General features: G+C 71.6%; 18 protein-coding genes. 9 read left to right on the forward strand and 9 right to left on the reverse strand.

Annotated elements, in window-relative coordinates:
* Window positions 1–198, reverse strand: a 198-nt coding sequence (locus BR85_RS00160) for a transposase (RefSeq protein WP_036275342.1), incomplete at its 3' end; no start/stop codon positions are given.
* Between the two features lie 287 nt (window positions 199–485).
* Here BR85_RS00160 and BR85_RS00165 point away from each other — a divergent pair.
* From BR85_RS00165 to BR85_RS00180, 4 genes are all read left to right on the forward strand, one after another.
* The gene (locus tag BR85_RS00165; protein WP_028497034.1) at window positions 486–941 is read left to right on the forward strand and encodes an Hsp20/alpha crystallin family protein; all 456 of its coding nucleotides are present in this window, start codon (window positions 486–488) and stop codon (window positions 939–941) included.
* Between the two features lie 115 nt (window positions 942–1056).
* Window positions 1057–2067: a DUF2804 domain-containing protein gene (locus BR85_RS00170; protein ID WP_028497033.1), complete on the forward strand. Its 1011-nt coding sequence runs from the start codon at window positions 1057–1059 to the stop codon at window positions 2065–2067.
* An 18-nt stretch (window positions 2068–2085) separates the two neighbouring features.
* The gene (locus tag BR85_RS00175) at window positions 2086–2823 is read left to right on the forward strand and encodes an ABC transporter ATP-binding protein (RefSeq protein WP_028497032.1); all 738 of its coding nucleotides are present in this window, start codon (window positions 2086–2088) and stop codon (window positions 2821–2823) included.
* Entirely contained in the window at window positions 2820–3554 is a 735-nt protein-coding gene (locus BR85_RS00180; protein ID WP_028497031.1) for an ABC transporter permease, read from the forward strand. Before BR85_RS00175 ends, BR85_RS00180 begins: the two co-directional genes overlap by 4 nt.
* A 19-nt stretch (window positions 3555–3573) precedes the next feature.
* Here BR85_RS00180 and BR85_RS00185 read toward each other — a convergent pair whose 3' ends face one another.
* On the reverse strand, window positions 3574–4005 hold the full coding sequence (locus BR85_RS00185) for a MarR family winged helix-turn-helix transcriptional regulator (RefSeq protein WP_028497030.1): 432 nt from the start codon (window positions 4003–4005) through the stop codon (window positions 3574–3576).
* Between the two features lie 35 nt (window positions 4006–4040).
* Here BR85_RS00185 and BR85_RS00190 point away from each other — a divergent pair, with 35 nt between their 5' ends.
* Window positions 4041–5825 carry a DUF2207 domain-containing protein gene (locus BR85_RS00190; RefSeq protein ID WP_036273040.1) on the forward strand — a complete coding sequence of 595 codons (1785 nt, stop codon included), beginning with the start codon at window positions 4041–4043 and terminating at the stop codon, window positions 5823–5825.
* A 63-nt stretch (window positions 5826–5888) separates the two neighbouring features.
* Window positions 5889–7442: a molybdopterin-dependent oxidoreductase gene (locus BR85_RS00195; protein WP_028497028.1), complete on the forward strand. Its 1554-nt coding sequence runs from the start codon at window positions 5889–5891 to the stop codon at window positions 7440–7442.
* A gap of 67 nt (window positions 7443–7509) precedes the next feature.
* Here BR85_RS00195 and BR85_RS00200 read toward each other — a convergent pair whose 3' ends face one another.
* Window positions 7510–8841, reverse strand: a complete 1332-nt coding sequence (locus tag BR85_RS00200; protein WP_028497027.1) for an HNH endonuclease signature motif containing protein — start codon at window positions 8839–8841, stop codon at window positions 7510–7512.
* A gap of 417 nt (window positions 8842–9258) precedes the next feature.
* On the opposite strand from BR85_RS00200, the gene BR85_RS00205 reads away from it, so the two are divergent.
* Window positions 9259–9753 carry a GNAT family N-acetyltransferase gene (locus BR85_RS00205; RefSeq protein ID WP_028497026.1) on the forward strand — a complete coding sequence of 165 codons (495 nt, stop codon included), beginning with the start codon at window positions 9259–9261 and terminating at the stop codon, window positions 9751–9753.
* A 70-nt stretch (window positions 9754–9823) separates the two neighbouring features.
* Here BR85_RS00205 and BR85_RS00210 read toward each other — a convergent pair whose 3' ends face one another.
* The 5 genes from BR85_RS00210 to BR85_RS00230 all read right to left on the reverse strand — a co-directional run bounded on the left by BR85_RS00210 (window position 9824) and on the right by BR85_RS00230 (window position 14890).
* Window positions 9824–10774 carry an aggregation-promoting factor C-terminal-like domain-containing protein gene (locus BR85_RS00210; protein ID WP_028497025.1) on the reverse strand — a complete coding sequence of 317 codons (951 nt, stop codon included), beginning with the start codon at window positions 10772–10774 and terminating at the stop codon, window positions 9824–9826.
* A 187-nt stretch (window positions 10775–10961) separates the two neighbouring features.
* Complete coding sequence (locus BR85_RS00215) at window positions 10962–12437, reverse strand: lipase maturation factor family protein (RefSeq protein WP_028497024.1); 1476 nt, start codon at window positions 12435–12437, stop codon at window positions 10962–10964.
* Between the two features lie 32 nt (window positions 12438–12469).
* Entirely contained in the window at window positions 12470–12811 is a 342-nt protein-coding gene (locus tag BR85_RS00220; RefSeq protein WP_028497023.1) for a cupin domain-containing protein, read from the reverse strand.
* Window positions 12812–12835: 24 nt separating this feature from the next.
* On the reverse strand, window positions 12836–14302 hold the full coding sequence (locus tag BR85_RS00225; protein WP_036273036.1) for a phytoene desaturase family protein: 1467 nt from the start codon (window positions 14300–14302) through the stop codon (window positions 12836–12838).
* A 186-nt stretch (window positions 14303–14488) separates the two neighbouring features.
* Window positions 14489–14890: a RidA family protein gene (locus BR85_RS00230; protein WP_028497021.1), complete on the reverse strand. Its 402-nt coding sequence runs from the start codon at window positions 14888–14890 to the stop codon at window positions 14489–14491.
* 177 nt (window positions 14891–15067) lie between these two features.
* On the opposite strand from BR85_RS00230, the gene BR85_RS00235 reads away from it, so the two are divergent.
* Window positions 15068–17122, forward strand: a complete 2055-nt coding sequence (locus tag BR85_RS00235; RefSeq protein WP_028497020.1) for a glucose PTS transporter subunit IIA — start codon at window positions 15068–15070, stop codon at window positions 17120–17122.
* On the forward strand, window positions 17123–17758 hold the full coding sequence (locus BR85_RS00240) for a YdeI/OmpD-associated family protein (RefSeq protein WP_028497019.1): 636 nt from the start codon (window positions 17123–17125) through the stop codon (window positions 17756–17758).
* A 45-nt stretch (window positions 17759–17803) separates the two neighbouring features.
* Here BR85_RS00240 and coaBC read toward each other — a convergent pair whose 3' ends face one another.
* Entirely contained in the window at window positions 17804–19018 is a 1215-nt protein-coding gene (gene coaBC, locus BR85_RS00245) for a bifunctional phosphopantothenoylcysteine decarboxylase/phosphopantothenate--cysteine ligase CoaBC (RefSeq protein ID WP_028497018.1), read from the reverse strand.
* Window positions 19019–19049: the final 31 nt, after the last annotated feature.

Below are 19049 nucleotides of genomic sequence, written 5' to 3' on the forward strand. Positions count from 1 at the left end.
GGTGCGGGGGCGGGTGCCGTTGCGCTGGGTGGTGCGGTCCGGGGTGCGTTCGAACGGGGCGGCACCGATGAACGCGGCCGCTTCCGCATCGATCAGCTCCTGATAGAGCGTTTCGGTCGCCAGCCGGATTCGGTCGGTGACGTCGGTGAGTTTCAGTTCCCCGAGGAGCTCGAGGAGGGCAGACTGGTCTAGAGCCATCGTGCGTTGTGTCTTTCTGTGAGTAGCTTTGATCGGTTCTCACTGACCATCGCACGATGGCTCACCACGTCAACGACGTGACACTCAGCACCGAGAACTACACCACCCCAGGGGACGCCACCCCAGCAGAGAGGAAACATCCTCGAACAACAAGGCCTAATAGCCCCCTCACCAGGCTCGTTCGCCGTGCGCGAACGACTGGCACTCTCTGTGGCCGAGTGCTAATCTGGGCTTAGTTGAGTCGATGTGACTCAACTCTTGGGACCAGAAGACACAAGGAGAGAACAATGGCCACGTACGACCCGTTCCGTGACCTCGACCGCCTCGCGTCGAGCCTCTTCGACACCCGCCGCGGCCCGCGTCGCATGCCGATGGACCTCTACCGCGACGGCGACCACTACGTCCTGTCCGCCGACCTGCCGGGCATCGACCCGGGTTCGGTCGACATCGACGTCGACGGCCAGCTGCTCACCATCCGCGCGGAGCGCACCCTCACCCAGGGCGAGGGCGTCAAGTGGATCACGCGCGAGCGTGAGGCCGCGAGCTTCCTGCGCCAGCTGAACCTCGGCCAGGGCATCGACACGGAGAGCATCGCCGCGAACTACAGCAACGGCGTGCTCACGGTGACGATCCCGGTGAGCGAGAAGGCCAAGCCCCGCAAGGTCGAGGTCGTCGCCGGCAACGAGGCGCCCACCATCCAGGCGCACGAGAGCTCGGAGGAGCCGCAGCCGATCGAGCAGTGATCGACGCGCACCCCGATACACCGCAGAACCGCCCCGTGTCCACAGGACCGGGGCGGTTCTGCGTGTCGCCCTAGAATCAGGGCACCCGCACACCGGACCTTCAGCAAGGACGCCGATGCCCGATCTCCGCCCTGTTCCCGAGCGCGAGCTCACCGCCGCCGTACCCCTCACCACGCCGGACGGTCGACGGCTCAATCCGGATGCCGTCGGCTGGGCGCGCAGCCCGCTCGTGGACACCTCGGGCATCGACGGCCGCCGTCGCTGGGGCCGGAACAAGCGCTGGGAGTACTGGAACGTCATGACCCCCACGCACATCGTGGGGCTGACGCTCTCCTCACTCGACTACGCGGCCGTGCACGAGATCTGGGTGTTCGAGCGGGGCACCGGCCGCGAATGGGGAAAGAGCGCGACCGTCATCCCGGCGAAGGAGGTCCAACTGCCGGCGAACCTCGGCGGCGGGCTCTCCCTCGCCGGCGCCCGCGACCTCGCGATCACCGCGACTCCGACGGGGGACGGGCAGACCTGGCGGCTGCACGGCGCCATCCCGGGCGTCACGTTCGACATCACGGTGACCCGCCCGGAACGCCACGACTGCCTCGCCGTCGTCGTGCCCTGGTCACCGCGACTGTTCCAGTACACGGTGAAGGATGTCGCGCTGCGCGCCGCCGGCACGATCACCGTCGACGGGGTCGCGCACCCGGTGCCCGCGGACTCCTGGGCCGTGCTCGACCACGGCCGCGGGCGATGGCCCTACGACATCCGGTGGAACTGGGGCGCCGGCGGCGGCATCTCCCACGGCCGGACGATCGGCATCCAGGTCGGCGGAAAGTGGACCGCCGGGACCGGATCGACCGAGAACGCCGTCGTGATCGACGGGGTCCTCCACAAGATCTCCCAGGAGCTCGAGTGGACATATGACCTCGCCGAGCCGCTGCGCCCGTGGCGCGTACGCGGCGGGGGACTCGAGGCGACGCTCACGCCCTTCCACGACAAGCGCTCGGCGACGAACCTCGGCGTCCTGTCCTCGCGCACGGACCAGTGCTTCGGGGTCTGGTCGGGGACGTTCGAGGGCATCCCGTTCGACGGCATCGAGGGCTTCGCCGAGGACGTCCACAACCGATGGTGAGGCCCCTAAGCTGACGGCATGGGCATCCGTCCGAGGTCAGGCGAGGAAGCCGTCGTCGTCCGAGACCTACGGGTGCGCCGCGGCGGCACACCGGTGTTCGAGGGTCTCGACGTCGCGATCCCGCGCGGACGCATCACCGGCCTGCTCGGGCCCTCGGGTTGCGGCAAGACGACGCTCATGCGCGCGATCGTCGGCGTTCAGAAGATCGACGGCGGCTCGGTCACGGTGTTCGGGGAGCCCGCCGGCGGCGTGAGCCTCCGCCGCCGCGTCGCGTATGACACGCAGGCCGCCTCGGTGTACGGCGACCTGACCGTGCGCCAGAACCTCTCCTATTTCGCGCGCCTGATCGGCGCCCCGCGAGGCGACGTCGATCGCGTCATCGAGCAGGTCGGGCTGCGGCCGCAGGCCGGGCAGACGGTGGCCTCCCTCAGCGGCGGCCAGGAGAACCGCGTCTCGCTCGCCGTGGCGATGCTCGGCTCGCCCGAGCTCATCGTGCTGGACGAGCCGACCGTCGGGCTCGATCCCGTGCTGCGCGCCGAGCTGTGGGCGGTGTTCCGCGCCCTCGCGGCCACCGGCGTCACGCTGGTCATCTCCAGCCACGTCATGGACGAGGCGCTGCGCTGCGACCGGCTGCTGCTCATGCGGGCCGGACGGCTCGTCGCCGACACGACGCCGGCGGCGCTCCTGGCCGACACGGGCGAGTCCGATCCCGACGCGGCCTTCCTCGCGCTCATCGAACGGGGCACCGCGGGATGAACGGCATCCGCACGTTCGCGACCGCGGGCCGGGTGCTGCGCCAGCTCAGCCACGACCCGCGGTCCATCGCGCTCATGCTCGTGGCCCCGAGCATGCTCGTGGGGCTGTTCGCCTGGCTCTTCAGCGACCAGGACGGGGTATTCGACACATTCGGCGGCCCGATCCTCGCGCTGTTCCCGTTCGTCGTGATGTTCCTGATCACCTCCATCACGACCCTGCGGGAACGCCGCAGCGGAACGCTCGAGCGGCTCATGACGACGCCGCTCGGCAAGGCGGACTTCATCGTCGGCTATGCGCTCGCGTTCGGGCTCATGGCGATGCTGCAGGCGGTCATCACGGTCGCGTTCGCCGTGCTCGTCTGCCGATTGGATGTCGAGGGCCCGCTGTGGCAGCTCGGGCTCGTCGCCGTCGTGGATGCGCTGCTCGGAACGGCGCTCGGGCTGCTCGCCAGCGCCTTCGCCCGCACCGAGTTCCAGGCGGTGCAGTTCATGCCGGTGCTCGTCTTCCCGCAGATCATCCTCGGCGGCCTCTTCATGCCGCGGGACCGGATGCCCGACGTCCTCCACGCCATCAGCGACTGGCTGCCGCTCAGCCACGCCATCGATGCGGTGGCCGCGGTGAGCGCCGGGGACGAGGGCTGGGATGTGGCGCGTCCGCTGCTGATCGTCACGGCGTTCGCGGTCGGCTCCCTCGTGCTGGCATCGCTCACGCTCCGCCGCCGAACCCCGTAGCCGACAGGGGACCGCGCCGTCAGCCTCGGGAGCGGAGCTTCGCGGTGAGCGTCCGCAGCTGGGCGAGCTCGTCGTCGCTCAGCACCGACATGCGCTGCGCGATCGACCGGCCATGCGCGGTCGCGATGCGGAGGAAGGCGGCCTTCCCCTGCTCCGTGGCGCTGACGAGCGCGCCGCGGCCGTCCAGCGGATCGGGGCATTTCACGAGCAGACCCCGAGCGACCATGCGGTCGACCAGCCGCGAGACGCTGGGCTGGCTGATGAGCATGTTCGCCGTCACGTCGCGGAGGCGGGCAGCGCCGTCGGCGCCGCGCGTCACGGTGAGGAGGACGTCGTACTCCGCCTGGGTCAGCTCGTCCTCGTCGAAGTCCGTGCTGATCTCCTGCAGGACCTCGTGCTGCGCGCGGAAGAGACTCTCCCACGCGGTGATGGCGAGGCGGCGGTCGGTCATGGCGTCCACTGTAACCCGCCCATAGGCTGAGTCGCATGGGCCGATATGCGCGCGCGATCATGGCGGTCCTGCTCGGGATGCTGGCATCCCTCGTCATGGCGTCGCCCGCGGCCGCGGACGTCGACGACTTCACTTTCGACAGCCTCACCGCCGACTACACGCTGTCGCGCGCGGAGGACGGGACGAGCCGGCTCACGGTGGTCGAGGAGTTCGTCGCGCGCTTCCCCGAGACCGATCAGAACCGCGGGATGCGGCGGATCATCCCGGACTCGTACAACGGGCAGCCCCTGCATCCGCAGCTGCTCTCCATCACCGACGCGACCGGGGCGGAGCGCCCGGCGGAGACGGATGCCGAAGACGGCATGTTCTCCATGACCTCGCGGGCGGATGACTTCGTGCACGGGGCGCAGACCTACGTCTTCACTTACACGCTCGAGAACGTCACCTGGACGTTCGGCGACACCGGGCAGGAGTTCTACTGGGACGTCAACGGCGTCGACTGGGCGCAGCCGTTCGGGGAGATCACGGCCAGACTGCACGTCGACGGCGACGTGGCGGACGCACTGACCGGTCGCGCCGCCTGCTACGCCGGCTCGCAGGGCGCTTCGACGGCCTGCGCGGACATCGATGTCGCGGCGACGCCCGACGGCGGCGCGATCGTGACGGCACGGGCGACGCAGGTCGCGCCGTACGAGACGCTCACCTTCGCGGTCGGATTCGCCGACGACACCTTCACACTGTTCGACTCGTCGTTCCTCGCGTCGCCGCTGGGCTGGGCGCAGGGTGTCGCGGGTGTCGGGCTGCTCGGCGCGGGTGCGCTGGCGCTGCGCTCGCGTCGGCGCTGGCTGCGGGACGAGCCGGGACGGCCGACGATCATCGCGGAGTACACGCCGCCGCCGGGAGTCGACGCGCTGGAGAGTGCTGTGCTGCTCGGCAAGCCCACGAAGGCGATCCCCGCGGAGGTGCTCGAGCAGGCCGTCGTCGGTTCCATCCGCATCCTCGAGGGAAGCCGGCGCGTCTTCGGCGGCACGCGCCTCACGGCGGAGCTCGTCGACCCGTCCCGTGCCGACGGCGACGGCAGGATGCTGCTGCGGGGGCTCTTCCCGTCCGGTCGTCCCGGCGAGCAGTACGAGTTCGGGCGCCAGGACACGCGGTTGTCGAAGGTCGCGCAGGCGATCCTCAAGGCGGCGGAGAGCGAGCTGAAGAACCGGGGGTTCCGCCGGGCGGTGCCCATCGGGGCGCGGGTCTGGCCGCTCCTGGCCACTGCCGGCGTGGCCGGCCTCGTGTTGCTCTTCGGCGTCCTCGCCTACGACGGCGGCGTGCAGTCGCCGTGGCCGTTCGTGCTCATCGTCCTCGCCGGCCTCGTCGCCGTCGCCGTCATCCTCATCGTCGCGCACAAGCCGCTCACGCGGGCCGGCGCCGAGGTGCGGGACCACCTCCAGGGACTCCGAGTCTTCATCGAGTGGGCGGAGGCGGACCGCATCCGGATGCTGCAGTCACCGGCCGGTGCGGAGCGCGTGCGGATCGACGTCGGCGACCCGCGGGAGATGCTGCGCCTCTACGAGACGCTCCTGCCCTACGCCGTCGTGTTCGGCCAGGAGAAGGAATGGTCGAAGCAGCTCGCGGTCCTTTACTCGGCGACGGGCGCGGCCGGCCCGGTCTGGTACTACGGGGCCGGATCGTTCGATGCCGGCTCGTTCTCGTCGGGCATCGGATCGCTCTCGGCCGCCGCGAGTTCCTCCTCGTCGACCTCGGGCGGATCCGGCGGCGGGGGTGGCGCCGCTGGCGGTGGCGGCGGTGGTGGCGGCGGCGGGGTCTGACCGGTCGCTGTGCATGTCGGCGGCACGAGCCGCAGGGAGCATCGACGGTCGTAGGCTCCACCCATGACGACGGAACGTGCGACGGGGCGCGCGGGGATCGCGGGCGCGGCGGCGGTCGTGCTGGCCGGCGGTGTCGGCGAGGTCGTAGCCGGGCTGGTCGGCGGCGGCAGCCCGGTCGCCGCGGTCGGCGGCTGGCTCATCGACCTCGCTCCGCCGTGGGCGAAGGACACCGCGATCGCGCTGTTCGGCACGAACGACAAGATCGCGCTCATCGTGGCGATCTGCATCGTGATCGTGTTGCTGGGTGCGGCCTGCGGCGCGCTGGAGACGCGACGCCCGCCGTGGGGTGCGGCGATCGTGGCGGTGTTCGGGATCGTGGGCGGCGTCATCGCGACGACGCGCTCGGATGCCGTCGTCGGCGCGTGGCTGCCGTCCGTGGTCGCGGGTGTCGTGGGCGGCGGCGTGCTCTGGTGGCTCGCGCGGATGGTGCGGGGATCGGCGACGCGCACGGAATCGCCGCCGCAGGCGAGCACTGACGCCGTTCCCGGCCGCGCCGACCGGCGGACGTTCCTGATGTGGTCCGGCGCGGCCGTCGTCGTGGGCCTCCTGGCCGCCGCCGGCGGCAACGCGCTGCGGGCCGGGCGGGCCGCGGCGACCGCGATCCGCGATGTCGTGCTGCCGCGGCCGGCCGTCGCAGCGCCGCCGGTGCCCGCCGGGGCCGAGCTGGACGTGCCGGGCCTCGCGTCCGTCATCACCCCGAACGACGGCTTCTACCGGATCGACACCGCACTGATCGTCCCGAGTGTCAACCCGGCCGAGTGGAGCATCCGCATCCACGGGCTCGTGGAGAACGAGGTGACGCTCACCTGGGACGAGCTGCTCGCGCTTCGGCTCGAGGAGAGCTATACGACGCTGGCGTGCGTCTCGAACGAGGTCGGCGGGAGCCTCATCGGCAATGCCCGGTGGCTCGGCTACCCGATCCGCGAGCTGCTCGCACGGGCGCGGCCGACGGCGGAGGCGGACATGGTGCTCTCGCGGTCGGTGGACGGGTTCACGGCATCCACGCCCCTGGAGGCGCTGACGGACGACCGCGCCGCGATCCTCGCGGTCGGCATGAACGGGGAGCCGTTGCCGCAGGAGCACGGGTTCCCGGTGCGGATGGTCGTGCCCGGCCTGTACGGGTACGTGTCGGCGACGAAGTGGGTCGTGGAGCTCGAGGTGACGCGCTTCGATCGGGCTCGCGCGTACTGGACGGATCGGGGCTGGTCGGAGCTCGGCCCGATCAAGCTGCAGTCGCGGATCGACGTGCCTCGCGGCGACCAGAGCATCGCGGCCGGGGAGACCGTCATCGCGGGTGTCGCGTGGCAGCAGCATGTCGGTGTGGCCGGGGTCGAGGTCCAGATCGACGACGGCGCGTGGCGGCAGGCGACTCTCGCGACGGCGATCTCGGACGACACCTGGGTGCAGTGGAGCCTCCCGTGGACCGCGACGGCCGGTCGGCACGTCGTGCGCTGCCGGGCGACGAGCGCGACGGGAGAGGTGCAGACGTCGGCGATCGCCCCCGTGGTCCCGGACGGTGCGACCGGATGGCACGAGCGGACCGTCACGGTCGACTGAGCGGGATGGCGCCCGCGGCAGGGTCGGGGGAGCCCGCTTCCGCAGGTGACACCCGTTCGATACAGCCTCAGAACGGCGGGGGATCGGGTTCCGGTGCGAACGCCACCGTCCGTGCCGGGGTATCGGGGTACACCCGGCCTGTCGGACTCGTCCACTCCAGCACGCCGCCGGGTCGCTGCCGCACCCGCCAGGCGGAGTGGTGCTTCAAGACATGATGCCGGCGGCACAGGTGCGCGAGGTTTCCCAGCTGCGTGGGTCCGTCGTGTTCGCGGGCGATCGTGTGATCGAGGTCGCAGCGCGTGGCCGGCTGACGGCATCCGGGGAAGCGGCAGTGCTCGTCGCGCACCTCCAGCAGCCGCCGCAGCTCGGCCGTGGGCCGGTACTTGTCGACGGCGACGACGCACTGGGTGACAGGGTCGAGCTGCACCCGGGTCCACGTCGAGGCGAGGCCCGCCAGTCGACGTGCCGTCGCCGGGGCGATCGGGCCGTGTCCGGCGAGTTCCGCCGGTTCGTCCGTTTCGCCCGCCAGCGTCGCGAGCGGCACGGTGATCTGGACGTGCGCGCGGATCGCATGGCTCTGCGGGATGGACCGGTTCGACGCTTCGCGTGAGCTGTGACCCGTCAGCAGCAGGTCGGCGAGGGCATCGGCGCGCACCTCGTCGAGGCTGCGCGTGTCGGCCGCGGCGTGGTCGGCGTCGAGCAGTGTCTCGTCGTCGAACAGCGCCTCGCCGCCGGTACTCGCAGTCCGCGCGTCGATGACCGAGCGGGCGATGTGGGTGAGCCGGTCGAGGATCGCGTGTGCGAGGGTGGCGGGCAGGACCGCGATGAGCTCCGCCATCCCGTCGTCCCCGTCCCGGAGAGCCACCCGTCGAGCCGCCCGGGCTTCCCGATGACGGTCATCGAGCGGCACCGGGTGCAGTCGCTGTGCGAGCATTCGCACGATGGGCCGAAGGCGTCCAGGAGCCTCGCGGCGTGCCACCTCCAGCGCCGCCTCTTCGTAGGCGGCGCGGACGGCGGGATCGGCGATCATCATGCCGGCCTCGACGATGACATTCGCATGGGCAGGATCGACCTCGCCCGTCTCCAGGGCGCGGAGCGTTGCGGGGAAGTCGGCCGTCAACTGCCAGGCGCGCCCGATCCGAGCCTGCACCCCGCGGTCGGACGCGCGGGTGGCGGCCGCGATCTGCGCGGCGAGGGAGCGGAGCGGGATGTCGCTCGAGGGGTGCGTCCTGTCTCCGCGGGCGGCCTGCTCGCGCGCCAGGTCTGCGGCGGCGGCGAGAAGCCGCGCCTCCTCGGCGTGCAGGGAAGCCATCCGTCGCCGGGTCAGCGCGATGCCGTCGATGATCGCCTCGGTGCGGGCGATGTCGTCGCCGGCTGGGGTGATCAGGTCTTCCTGCATGCCCCCATTGTGGTGAGGGCCTCCGACATCGGGAGCGGGAAAGAACCAGGTCAGCAGGCCAATTGTGGATAACCTCCACCGCACGCGTCCTGTGGAGTAGGCGCCAACAGCACGCGCCACCGGCCCGGTCGTCCAGGCAAGACTAAGGGCCGGTCGGAGAGGCTTCCGACCGGCCCTTGTCCCTTTTGCACCAAGAGTGTCCTGCAATCACATGCCGGCAGCTGCCACAGCAAACAACTACCGTGCGAGCACTCTATAACGAGAAGATAACGACGACAAGGGTTTGCCGTTATCTTCTCGTGATCAATTTCCCGAGGTCGCTGGACGAGTGATGCGGCGGTGCGCGTGGTCCACTGCGGACTCCGACGTCGCAGCCGCGCGTCCCGCCGGACTCCGCGCCCTGGCACCATGAGACGCATGGTGTTCACGATCCGCCGGCCCGGTCCGCGCGATGCCGCCGCGGTCGCCGACCGCCACGTCGCGACGTGGCGGGAGGCGTACACGCACCTGCTGCCAGACGGCTTCTTCACCGACGAGTACATCGAGCGTCGCCGGCGGATGTGGCGGGACCTCCTCGAGAACCCGCGCGCGGACACGACCGTCCGCATCGCCGAGAGCGACGGGTCGATCATCGGCCTCGCCTGGGCCGGCCCCGGCCTGCGCCTCGGCGCGGAGGCGCCCCCGCGGGACCGCCAGCTGTACGCCCTCTACGTCGCCGCGGCGCACCACGGCACCGGTGCAGGCCAGGCGCTGCTCGAGGAGGCCCTGGGTGACGCCCCGGCGATGCTCTGGGTTGCCGCGCAGAATCCGCGGGCGATCGCGTTCTACCGTCGCAACGGGTTCGAGTTCGACGGCGTCGAGCAGACCGACCCGGTCGCGCCGTCGATCACCGACGCGCGCATGCTCCGGTGACGGCGCACGCCGCGGAGACGACGGATGCCGCCGCCCGCAGTGCGGACGACGGCATCGTGGTCGTCGGAGCTCAGTACCAGCCGGTGGACTGGGAGTGGCCCCACGCGGCGCACGGCGAGCCGTAGCGGCCGGCGATGTAGCCGAGGCCCCACTTGATCTGCGTCGTCGCGTTGGTCTGCCAGTCCGAGCCCGCGCTGGCCATCTTGCTGCCGGGGAGGGACTGCGGGATACCGGTCGCGCCACTGGAGGCGTTGTACGCCTGGTAGTTCCAGCCCGACTCGCGGGTCCACAGCGAGTCGAGGCAGGAGAACTGGTCATCGCTCCAGCCGTAGGACCCGAGCATCTGCCGCGCCGCGGCCTTCGCGTCGGCCGCGCTCGTCGTGGGTGCGCCGGTCGGAGCGGCGGATGCCACGCCCCGCGACGACGCGGCGCGCTCGGCGGCCGCCTCGGCGGCGGCAGCGGCGGCGGCATCGGCCGCGGCCTTCTCCTCGGCCGCCTTCCGCGCAGCCTCTTCGGCCGCCTTCCGTGCGGCCTCTTCGGCGGCCTTCTTGGCCTCGGCCTTCTCGACCGCGCCCGTGAGGGCGGCGGCGGCGTCGCGGACGCGCTGCGTCGCGCTGCTCGTGTCGTCGGTGATGTCGGGCACCAGGAGCGTCGGGGTCACCTCGAGCTCGGTGAGCTGCTCGACGTAGCCGCGCAGCTCGCGCGTGTCGATGAAGGTCGACTCCACCTCGAGCGGCAGGGCCGAGGCGTCGGCGGTCGCCTTCGCCTCCGCGGCGGCGCGCAGCGCCGCGCGGCCGTCGGCCAGCGCGTCGAGCGCGTCCTGCGTGATGTCGCTGAGCGGCTGCGCGACGCTCGTGGTGACGGCGGCGCCGGAGCGCGCGGCGGTGCTGGCGCCGGTGTCGGCCTGGGCGGGAACGGAGCCGCTGATGCCGCCGGCGGCGGTGAGGCCGAGGATGAGGCCCACCGCGACGGTGGCGGGAGTCAGGGCACGACGGGACGGACGGAGTGAACTGAGGAGCATAGGGGAGTGGGTCTTCCGGGTTTGTCAGCGCCGGCGCGAGGCAACGGCGTGCGTCCTCGGGATGGACACAAGAACCTCCACTGTGCGGGGCGAGTCTGGACGAACGCCCGGTATCCCCTGGGTGAAACGTGCATGGCCCCCCGACGAGGAGGGCCAGACCAGAGGCATAATCCGCGCCGGCGGCCGCTCAGCCGGGGTCGTCCGCGAACCCCATCGGGCGGATCAGCACGCGCCGCCGATCGCGCATCCAGACGACCCCGAGCCGCCGATGCTCAGCCCGGGTCGCGAATCGGTAGCGGTACGAGACGGCCCGGATCCAGCGCGGCCGCGCGCCGTCGAACGGGTCGACCCGCAGCATCCGCAGCGTCGCGCGATCGGCCTCCAGCAGCCGCACGAGGAGACCTGTGAACCACTCGTCGAGCGAGCGACCGAGCGGCAGGAACCACATCAGCCAGTCCAGCCGGAGGTGGTAAGGCGCGAACTGGCGGGGGATGCGCGCCGGGTCGCCGGGCTTGCCCCGGAACTCGTACTCGTGCCACTCCGCCTCGTCGGGGTCGGCATCCGTCGTCGCCTCCACGACGATCTCGATGCGCTCCTTCGTGACCGTCCCGAATGCGCCGTAGGCGTTGGCGAGCTGCCACCGGTTGAAGCTCGCGTTCATCAGCTGGCGGCGCGCGACCAGATTCCGCAGCGCCGGCCAGCTCAGCACGACGTAGCCGACTCCGACCACGCCCGTCACGACGACCCACCACACCGGCACCCCGTTGAACGGCGGGTCGGATGCCGGCTCTCCCGCCCCCGGGAGCCCCACGGCCGAGAAGGCGAGCACGATCGTCGCCCCGTTCAGCCAGGCGAAGTTCCCGGTCAGGACCAGCCAGAGCTGCGTCGCGATGACGATAGCCGCGGCCGCTGCGCCGACGAGCTGCGGAACGGGCCCCGGCACCCATAGCGACAGAATCGGCGCGAACAGGAACCACGGCACGACGAGCTGCGCGACGTGGTTGCCCAGCACCTCCAGGCGGTGGAACCACGCGGGGAGCAGGTGCGCCTGGCGGCTCAGCGGCCCCGGCATCGGCTGCGTCTCGTGGTGGTACATGAGCGCCGTGAAGTCGCGCCATTCCCGGCCGCCGCGGATCTTGATCATCCCGGCGCCGAACTCCAGCCGGAACACGAGCCACCAGAACAGCACGATCACGACGGTGGTGGGCGGCTGGCTGTCGGAGCCCAGGAACGCGGCAAGGAAGGTGGCCTCGAGGAGGAGCATCTCCCACCCGAACCCGTAGAAGGTCTGCCCCAGCGACACGATCGACATGTACCCGAACCACAGGGCGAGGAAGACGAGCGCGGGCGCCCACGGCGGCCCCAGCTGCGGCACCCCCGCGACCAGGAGCGCAGAGCCGGCGATGCCGGTCACGCACAGCGCGGCCAGGCGGCGGTCGGTGTACCGGATCCAACGGAAGAGCGTCGGCCGCAGCACCCGCGCCCGCCGTTTCGAGGCCGCGGCCCACGCCAGCAGATCCGGCGCAGGCAGCAGGCCGTGTTCGCCGAGCAGCGGCCGGAACTGGTTCAGCGTCGAGAGGAAGGCGACCAGCAGCAGCGCCGCGATGCCCCGCTGCAGGACCTGCCGCGCCAGTTCGAAATCGACAGCCGCGAAGCCGTCCATGCCGTCACCCTACGCGCGCGCCCTGCACCGGGTCAGCCCAGCAGGGTGACGAGGACGTGCGAGGCCTCCTCGGCGAAGACCTCGTGGGGCACGTTCGCCGCGACATGGATCATCCCTCCGGCGCTCAGCTCGTGCGCCACTCCGCCGACGGTGAACCGCACACGGCCGGCGGGCACCGACACCAGGATCGGGCGCGGCGCCACGTGCTCGGCGAGCACGGCTCCGGCGTCGAAGGCGAGGTGCCGCACCCGTGCGCCGGATCCGTCGAACGCCTTCCGCGGGGTCACCCGCCCGTCCTGCACGGGGTTCGCGTCCGCCAACTCCGAGACGCCGGCGGCGATGAGGGTGTACTCCCGGCCTGTCGATTCGCTCATGTCCCGATGATGGCATCCAGCAGGTCAGGGGGACAGGTCGGGCGAATCCCGGATGCCGAACTCGTTGCGCAATGCGCTCCGTGCCGCATGCCACCCGGCAAGGCCGTGCACCCCCGGCCCGGGCGCGGCGGACGCCGTCGCGAGGTAGACGCCCGGGATCGGCGTCCGCCAGGGGTCGGGCGACAGGGTGGGCCGGCGCAGGATCTGCCGGAGGTCGGGCGAACCCGCGGCGATGTCCCCCGCCACGTAATTCGGGTTGTGGGCCTCCACTGCGACCGCGGTCCGCGAGCTCACCGCGACGATCGTGTCGCGGAAGCCCGGCGCGAAGCGCTCGATCTGCGCCGTGACCGCGTCCTCGCGGTCCGCAGCGCTTCCGGCGGGGACGTGCGTGTACGTCCACAGCGTGTGCGCGCCGGCGGGCGCGCGACTCGGGTCGAACACGGACTGCTGCGCCGCGAGCACGTACGGGTGCTCCGGATGCCGGCCGCGGTTGACGTCGTTCTCCGCGGCGGCCATCTCGGCACGCGTCCCGCCGACGTGGATCGTGCCGGCGCGCCGCACGTCGGCGTTCGCCCATGGCACCGGGGCATTCAGGGCGAAGTCGACCTTCGCGACCGCACCGCCGTACCGGAAGGCCCGCAGGCGGCGGCCGAACCGGGCCGGCATCCGCTCGCCCGCCATCCGCAGCAGGGCGCGCGGTGTCACGTCGAGCATCGCCACCCGCGCATCGTCGAGCTCGTCCAGCGACGTGACCTCGTGGTCGGTGATGAGCTCGCCGCCATGGGCGCGGAGGTCCTCGAGCATGGCGTCGATGATGGCCTGGCTTCCGCCGACCGGGATCGGCCAGCCCTGCGCGTGCGCGTAGGCGCCGAGGGCGAGGCCGGCACCGGCGCCGGCGAGGCTCGGCTGCGTCAGGATCGTGTGGGCGGCGACGCCCGTGAGCAGTGCCGGTGCGGCATCCTCGCGGAACCGGGCGTTCCACGCCGGGGTGCCCTGCTCGGCGACCCGCACCGCGAAGCGGAGCGCGGAGACCGGGTGGCGGGGGACCCGCACCAGGGTCGACCCGGTCAGGTCGGCCACGTGGGAGGCGTGTTCGACGAGCGGCCGCAGGAGGCGCTCGTACGCCTTCCCGTCCAGTCCGAGCCCGTCACGCGTGCGGGCGAGGTCGCGGAAGGCCACGGCCGCCCGTCCCCCGTCCAGCGGCTGCGCGAACGAGACATCGGGGGTGATGAAGCGCACACGGTCGCGGAGCCCGAAGGCCCGGAAGAACGCCGACTCGAAGGCGAGCGGATGCACCGCCGAGCACACGTCGTGCAGGTACCCGGGCAAGGTCAGCTCGCGCGTCGCGGCGCCCCCTCCGGCTCGCGAGGCGCGCTCGTACACGCGCACCGAGAGGCCCGCGCGCGCGAGCGTGACCGCCGCTGCCAGCCCGTTCGGTCCGGCTCCCACGACGACGGCGTCGCGGCGGCCGTGACCTGAACCCAGCACCATGCGACCTCCTCCGGCGTCGCGCGCCGGATGCCCGCGCGCCGTTGCGTCCCGTCCGTGGCGGGGACACGTCCCGTCAGGATAGGCGTCGACGCGGTGCGCAGACACCACCTTGCGGAGGTGGCCGCGCCGGGCTAGGGGGCATGCACCCCGATGCCCAGGTCGGTCCCCGCGGTCCGTGCCGGACGGCTACGCCGGCACGAGGGCGGCCACCGCGCTCACCTCGATGAGGGCACCGGGCACCGCGAGGCCCGCGACGAGCGCCGCCGTCACGAGCGGCGGCGCACCCTCCCGTGCGAGCGTCTGGGCGATCGCGCCGTACGCCGCACCGAGGTCGGCCGAGGCGTCGAGGAGGACGGTCCAGCCGATGACGTCGTCGAGGGAGGCCCCGGCCGCAGCGAGCGCCGTCCGGGCGTTCTCCACGGCCTGCACGGACTGCGCGGCGACATCGTCGGAGACGACGGTGCCGGTTTCGTCGACGCCGTTCTGGCCGCCGACGTAGATGGTCGTCGCGCCCGGCGGGACGACGGCGACGTGACTGAAAGCGGGACTCGCGACGAGTCCCGCGGGCTGCAGGAGTTCGATGTCCATGCCGCACATCCTGCCCCTCGGTCCCGACACGGTGACAGGCCGTGGAGTGAAGAGGGGAGAAAGTCTCCGGGGGGCCGGAAGGAAGTGTGGTCCGTCCACACGCTCACCCCGCTTATGCGAAATCGATGCGCGGTATAGAGTCGCCGACGTAAGGCCCCCCACAGAGAGCACGCCATCATGCCTGAGAGCCCCGCATCCGCCATCGTCGACGCCCTCGGCGGCGCCGGAAACGTCGCGAACCTCACCCATTGCGCCACCCGTCTGCGCTTCCAGCTGAACGACGGCACCTCCGTCGACAAGGCGAAGGTCGAGCAGATCCCGGGCGTCATGGGCGCCGTGCCGCAGGCCGGCGACCGTTTCCAGGTCGTCATCGGCGGAGGCGTGCAGACCGTCTACAACGACATCATGGCGTTGCCCGCCATGTCCGGCAGCACGGCCGCCGCGCCCGAATCGGCGGAGGCCATCAAGGCGCGTGAGCGCGCGAAGGGCCCGCGCGGCAAGGTCGCCTGGCTCGACTCGCTGTTCGAGTTCCTCTCGGACTCCTTCCGCCCCATCCTCGGTGCGCTGCTCGGCGCCTCCCTGTTCATCACCTTCATGGCGCTCATGGCGACGCTGGGTGTGATCCCCGCATGGAACGCCCCGGGCGTGACGCTCGAGCCGTCCTGGCAGTTCATCAACCTGATGTGGCAGTGCGTGTTCATCTTCCTGCCGCTCATGGTCGCCTACAACGCGTCGCAGAAGATCGGCGCCGACCCGTGGGTCGGCTTCGCGATCATGGCCGTCGTCATGCTCCCCGGTTTCACGGCCCTGGGCACCCAGGAGGGCGCCTCGCAGATCATCTTCCTGGGCTCCGAGATCACGACCATCCCGATCTTCGGCATCCCGCTCACGGTGTTCAACTACGCGTCGCAGGTCTTCCCGCCGCTGCTCATGGCGGCTGTCCTCGGCCCGCTCTACCGGCTGCTGAAGAAGATCATCCCGGAGAACCTGCACCTCATCTTCGTGCCGTTCCTCGCGATGCTCATCATGATCCCGCTCACCGCGTTCCTGCTGGGCCCCATCGGCGTGTACGTCGGTGCCGCGCTCGCGAACTTCCTCAGCGCCATCAACTCGTTCTCGCCGTTCATCTTCGCGATCATCATTCCGCTGGCCTACCCGTTCATGGTCCCGCTGGGTCTGCACTGGCCGATCAACGCGATCATGCTGCTCAACATCCAGACCCTCGGCTACGACTTCATCCAGGGCCCCATGGGCGCATGGAACTTCGCGTGCTTCGGTGCGACCGCCGGCGTCCTGCTCCTCGCGTGGCGGGAGAAGGACAAGCAAATGAAGCAGACCGCGACCGGCGCCCTGGCGGCGGGTCTCCTCGGCGGCATCTCCGAACCCTCGCTCTACGGCATCCACCTGCGGTTCAAGCGCATCTACCCGCGGATGCTCGTGGGCTGCCTCGTCGGCGGTCTCATCATCGGCATCGGCGGCGGCGTCCGCACCGAGGCGTTCGTCTTCACGTCGCTCCTGACCATCCCGGCCTTCGACAGCGTGCTGCTGTACGGCATCGCCGTGATCGCCGCCTTCGCGACCGCCATGACTCTCGTCGTCATCTCCGGCTATAAGGACAAGGAGGATGTCGCGGACGACGGCGCCCTTGTGGCGGCGCCCGCCGACGCAGCCTCCGTCGGCGCGGCAACGGCGGCCCCGCTGGTCGCCACCGGCGGCGCCGCGGCGGCACCGTCTTCCGTGGCCACCGCCACCGCGACGGCCGAGGTGGGCACGCTCCTGCAGCTCGCCTCCCCGCTCGACGGCACCGCCGTCGCGCTCTCCGAGGTCCCCGACCCGGTCTTCGGCGGCGGGATCATGGGCCCCGGTGTCGCGATCCAGCCCACCGGCGACACGGTCGTCTCGCCCGGCGTCGGCACCGTCGTCGCCGCGCAGCCCACCGGTCACGCGTTCGGCCTGCAGCTGGACAACGGCATCGAGGTGCTCATCCACGTCGGCATCGACACCGTCAACCTCAAGGGCGAAGGCTTCCAGGTCAAGGTCAAGAACGGCGACCGCGTCGAGGTCGGCACCCCGCTCGTCGTCTTCGACCGCAAGGTCATCGAGGATGCCGGCTACCCGCTCATCACCCCCGTGATCGTGCTGAACGCCGATGCCTTCGCCACGGTCGACCCCGTCGCGCTCGGGCCCGTCGCCTCCGGTGCGCCCCTCCTGGACGTCCAGACGAAGGCGTAGATGGAGGAACGCCCTGCGGTCTTCTTCTCCGGCCCCGCGCAGTTCCGCGCGTGGCTGGAGAAGAACCACGCCACGGCCACGGAGCTGTGGATGGGGATCTACCGCAAGGGCGACCCGAGACAGGGGATCACCTGGGACGAAGCCGTGCCCGAAGCGCTCTGCTTCGGATGGATCGACTCGGTGAGCCAGCGGATCGACGAGAGCTCGCGCAGGCAGCGCTGGACGCCACGGAAGCCGAACTCCAACTGGAGCGAGATCAACATCGCCCATGTGGAACGGCTCCTCGCGGAGGGGCGGATGCATCCCGCGGGGATCGCCGCGTACGAGCGGCGGTCGGCGTCGCGCACCGGCGTCTACTCGTACGAGCAGCGCGCGGAGATGACGGCGCGGCAGGAGGCGGCGATCGCGGCGAACCCCGCGGCGCAGGCGTTCTGGGAGGTCGCGACGGCGTCATACCGGCGCCTCGCGACGAACTGGGTGCAGAGCGCGAAGCGGGAACAGACCCGTGCCGACCGGCTTGCGACGCTCGTCGCGGACTCTGCGGCGGGGCGGCTCATCCCCTCGCAGCGCTACGGTGACCCGCCCGCATGGCTGACACGTGCCGCCGCGGCGGCTGCGGCGGCTGCGGCGGACTGACCGCAGCGCCGGCTCCGCGCCGCCTCCCCGCGGTCTCGCGTCGGCTCAGCGCCCGCGGTGCGCGAGGACGGCGTCCCACAGCGCATCCGCGACGGCGCGCTTGGATCCCGACACCTCGGTGACGACGTCGTCGGCGTCATCGATGACGACGACCGCGTTCTCCGCCGCCTCGAACCCCCGTGCCCAGTCGACGCGGTTCACGGCCAGCAGGTCCACGCCCTTCCGGGCGCGCTTCCGCCGCCCGCGATCGAGCAGCTCGGCGTCCTCGGTCGCTGTCTCGGCGGCGAACCCGACGATCGTCTGGCCCTCGCCGCGTGCGGCCACCAGCTCGGCGAGGATGTCGGGGTTCGCGACCAGGCGCAGGGTGGCCGTGCCGTCGCCGTCCTCCTTGCGGATCTTCTCGTCGGACACGGCATCCACTCGGAAGTCGGCGACCGCGGCCACCATGACGGCGACATCGGCGTCGGCGGCCGCGGCGTGCATCGCCGTGCGCAGGTCGCCGGCCGTCGAGACCCGTTCCAGCCCGATGCGTGGGTGGTGGGCGACCGCGCTCAGGACCCCGTCGTCGACGTGGGCGGCGACGAGCCGGACCTGCGCCCCGCGGTCGGCGGCGGCCAGCGCCACCTCGACCCCCTGGCGTCCGCTGGACCGGTTGCCGAGGAAGCGGACGGGGTCGATCGGCTCGCGGGTGCCGCCCGTGGACACCGCCACCGTGAGTCCGGCCAGGTCGGTCCGCGTCGGGACGAGGGCCAGCGCAGCGGCGAGGATCTCCTCGGGCTCGCTCATCCGCCCCGGCCCGCTGTCGCCACCGGTGAGCGGCCCGTCCGCCGGTCCCACGATGTGCACCCCGCGCCCCCGCAGCACGGCGATGTTGGCCGTCGTCGCGGGATGCTCCCACATCGCGGTGTGCATCGCGGGCGCCACCAGCACCGGCGCGGTCGTGGCGAGCAGCGTCACTCCGAGCAGGTTGTCCGCTATCCCCGCGGCCATCTTCGCCAGCGTGTTGGCGGTGGCCGGCGCCACGATCACGAGGTCGGCGCGCGTGCCGAGCGCGACGTGCCGCACCTCGGCGACGTCATCGTGCACCGACGTCGTGACAGGATGGCGGCTGACTGCCTCCCAGGTGGTCGTCCCGACGAAGCGCAGCGCGTCCTCCGTGGGAATGACGTGCACCTCGTGGCCGTTGGTGACGAGTGCGCGCACGAGATGGACCGTCTTGTAGGCGGCGATGCCGCCGCTGACACCCACGACAACGAACATGATCCGATCCTCGCAGGCGATCGGACGGAAG

The organism is Microbacterium sp. UNCCL10 (assembly GCF_000746195.1).
GTDB lineage: Bacteria > Actinomycetota > Actinomycetes > Actinomycetales > Microbacteriaceae > Microbacterium > Microbacterium saccharophilum.